General features: G+C 42.5%; 2 protein-coding genes, 1 pseudogene and 1 riboswitch. All 3 genes and pseudogenes read right to left on the bottom strand.

The genetic code is table 11. From position 1 onward, the window contains the following. A pseudogene (locus J7K79_RS04365) lies at positions 1-282 on the bottom strand (riboflavin synthase); the annotation flags it as partial. Beyond that, positions 267-1,313: a bifunctional diaminohydroxyphosphoribosylaminopyrimidine deaminase/5-amino-6-(5-phosphoribosylamino)uracil reductase RibD gene (gene ribD, locus J7K79_RS04360; protein WP_296905551.1), complete on the bottom strand. Its 1,047-nt coding sequence runs from the start codon at positions 1,311-1,313 to the stop codon at positions 267-269. The gene ribD and the pseudogene J7K79_RS04365, both read right to left, overlap by 16 nt. A 55-nt stretch (positions 1,314-1,368) precedes the next feature. Beyond that, positions 1,369-1,490: riboswitch (FMN riboswitch) on the bottom strand. A gap of 70 nt (positions 1,491-1,560) precedes the next feature. Next, positions 1,561-3,003 (bottom strand): alpha-glucosidase AglA, encoded by a 1,443-nt coding sequence (gene aglA, locus J7K79_RS04355; protein ID WP_296905549.1) that lies wholly within the window; start codon positions 3,001-3,003, stop codon positions 1,561-1,563. Positions 3,004-3,120 lie beyond the last annotated feature (117 nt).

The raw sequence follows: 3,120 nt of genomic DNA, 5'->3' as shown, positions 1-3,120 counted from the left end.
TGTGCCGTCCACATGTCCCGTCACTATATTACCATCTATTCTGTCACCGACTTTTGAAGCCTTTTCAAGGTTATAAAAACTCGACTCTGTGAGATTTGTTCGTTTCTTTGTCTCTTCACCAACATCGAACCAGTACTCATCTTCGGAAAAGCCCGAAACGGTGAGGCATACACCGTTCACCGCTATACTTTCACCGATTTCGACTCTCCAGGTCCTCTTGAAGAAGAGTTTTCCTTCTTTGAAAACGCCTCTCTCTACCTTCTGAATTATTCCTGTGAACACGGTCTCAACTCCATGAAAATTTCCGTGTCTGAAGTTTTAACACGGGCAATTTCGAACCTGGGAGGTTCTTCCACGGAAAACTGAACGTTCGAAAAGACATCAAGTCCCTTTCCAAAAATCTTTGTTGAGTAGAAAGCGTAAATCACATCTGCGTACTTCAAAAATTCGCTGAACACATCGGAACCACCTTCAACAAGGAGGGAATCAACACCTTTTTCATGAAGTGTTTTCAGTATGGTTTCCACAGAACAGTCTGTTATCACTTTCTCAACATGTTCAGGATACTTAGCGCGTTCGTTTTGAGTGAACACGATCACACGCGCATTCTTTTCGAAAACTTTGAAATTTTTCTCGCTTAAAATTCCCTTTCTGTCTAGAACAACACGAATGGGATTTCTACCGTTTTTTGTTCTGCACGTCAGTCTGGGATTGTCTTTTAAAACAGTTCCTGCGCCGACAAGAACAGCTGAATAGAAGTTTCTCAACTTGTGAACTCTGGGCCTCAGCCTGTGAGTGATCCATTTGGATTTTCCATTGGCATCAGCTATTTTCCCATCCAGGGTTGATGCGTATTTTATGGCGATGAAAGGTCTTTTTTTGGTCACAGATGTTATGAAAAATTCGCAGAGTTTCTTAACCTCGTTTTCCAGAACTCCCTCGATTACTTTTATTCCATGTTTTTTCAGTTTCTCTATTCCCTTTCCAGAAACGGGATTGGGATCCCTCATCCCCACCACAACTTCTTTGATGCCACTTTCTATTATCAAATCTGTACAGGGAGGAGTTTTCCCATGGTGATCACATGGTTCAAGAGTGACAATCAAGGTTGCTCCTGCGAGATCCATTTCTTTTTTCTTGGCTCTCTCTATTGCCACCCTTTCAGCGTGCGGGCCACCGAAATAAGGATGAAAACCTTCTGAAATGATCTTCCCGTTTTTCACAATGATGGCACCGACGGGAGGATTGGGATTCACTCTTCCAAGACCTTTCTTTGCAATTTCTATCGCTCTTTTCATAAATTTTTCATACACGCGATCACCTCCTAAAAATAAAAGGGACCCTCTCGGGTCCCTGATGATTTACACTACTCGCTCTCTCCCATCCGGACTTTCACCGTCGGCCCCGGAATTCCACCGGGTCAACCTCCAAAAGGAGGCTCGCGGGCTTTCACCGCCGGTCGGGAATTCCACCCTGCCCCGAGAGCGCTTCTTTAGACAGGTATTAACTTTCTACTATTGTATCATCATTCTTTTATCCAAAAGTGAATTTAAAGTGAATTTATTTTTTCAAGTAATGCTTTCTCATTTCTTCGTTTCCCTCAAGGGAGAGAATCTCTTCAAGCACCTTTTCCACTTGCTCATCGCTCTTTGTTCTCGGATCTCTGTACAGGAATTCTTTTAAGATCCTTATATCTCCTGTGAGGAACGCTTCCAACGCCATCTCCATTCTCATAATTCTTGGTCTGAGGTAATACTTCACCACTCGTTGTGGAAGAGGCGGATCGATTTTTTCGGGATGAATACCATTTTTGTCAACGGTAGCGGGAATCTCAACAACTACATCGTCGTCTATACCCGGTATGACTCCCTTATTTGGAATGTTGATCACGAATCTATCTTTGTTGTCGTTGAGAAGCGCATCGATGAACGTAATGTGCTGTTCACCGCTTTTTCTCTCAGGATCAAGAATTCTTTCCAGTTCCAGAACAAACTGCTTTTCAGGAAGATCTTTTCCAAGATTGTCCATGACATCAGAAAGCCTGGCCTTGGGATTTTCTTTTATGAACTTTGCCACTTTCTTTGTAATTTCTGTAACTTTTCCAAGTGTATCCTGATACCATTTCCATCCTATTTCGGAATCTGCTCCTCCCCATGGTTCTCCGTACCACTTTTTCTTTGTTTCAAGATCTCTGTGGTATCGCCAGGTAGAGTTTCTGACGGTATCACCTATCGGCATAACACCATAGAACCTGTACATATCGATTGCTACGGGTGATAACTGGTCGTCGAAAGGATTCTCGGGTTTCCAGTCCTTAGATTTTTCCTCAATCCACTTGTCCAGCAGTGGATAAGCGTCTTTCCCTTCGTATCTGAATCTGTTGAGCCATATACCATGATTTACTCCTGCGACTTGCCAGTCTACTCTATCCTTGTCCAATCCGAGCTTTTCTATTATTCCCAGAACGCCGTGATGTCCATGGCAGAAACCAACTGCTTTTATTGGAACCGTTCTTGTCACCAGAGTGGTTCCTTCAAAGACAGGATTCGCTGCCTGGAGATACCAGGCTTTGGGAGAAAGTTTTTCTATTTTCCTTGCGATTTCGACAAAGTACTTGAGCTGGTTGAAGTTAGAAATAGTGTAATAATCGGAGACCATGTTAAATTCTTGTGCATCTATACCTCTATAGTAACCATATTTTTCGCTAATTTTTCTAACTTTTTCGAGGTAGGTATGTCCTCCAACCATGGCCGTGTTTATAACAAAGTCTGCGTCAATGATTGCATCATCGAGATTCGTTGTTTTTTCAAATTTCAAATCTGCTTCAACTTCTTCAACGTACTTCTGGGCAAGTGTTAAAACCGCTTCGAGCCTTTCCTGATCAATGTCCATCAGAGTCACAGTACTGCCGGAGAGTCCCGGTGTTTTACAAAGGTCACTTACAAGCCTTAAGGAAAATACTGCACTTCCTGCTCCTATGATCCCTATCTTCACTGTAGCCATGTGTAGCCCTCCTTCACTTTAAAATCTATGATCAATCACTTAATGTTCTGTACACAGTAGAGTATACCCAAAAGTGCTTTTCAAACAAAAAAACGTATAATGACATTTCAGATCAAT

The sequence above is a fragment of the Thermotoga sp. genome, from assembly GCF_021162145.1.
Lineage (GTDB): Bacteria > Thermotogota > Thermotogae > Thermotogales > Thermotogaceae > Thermotoga.
The sequence above is the reverse complement of the archived record's forward strand: the minus strand, read 5'-3'. Positions and strand labels throughout refer to the sequence as shown.

Bases quoted from the DNA above. Each gene is read 5' to 3' on its own strand.
- aglA (WP_296905549.1), bottom strand. From the start codon at position 3,003: ATGGCTACAGTGAAGATAGGGATCATAGGAGCAGGAAGTGCAGTATTT.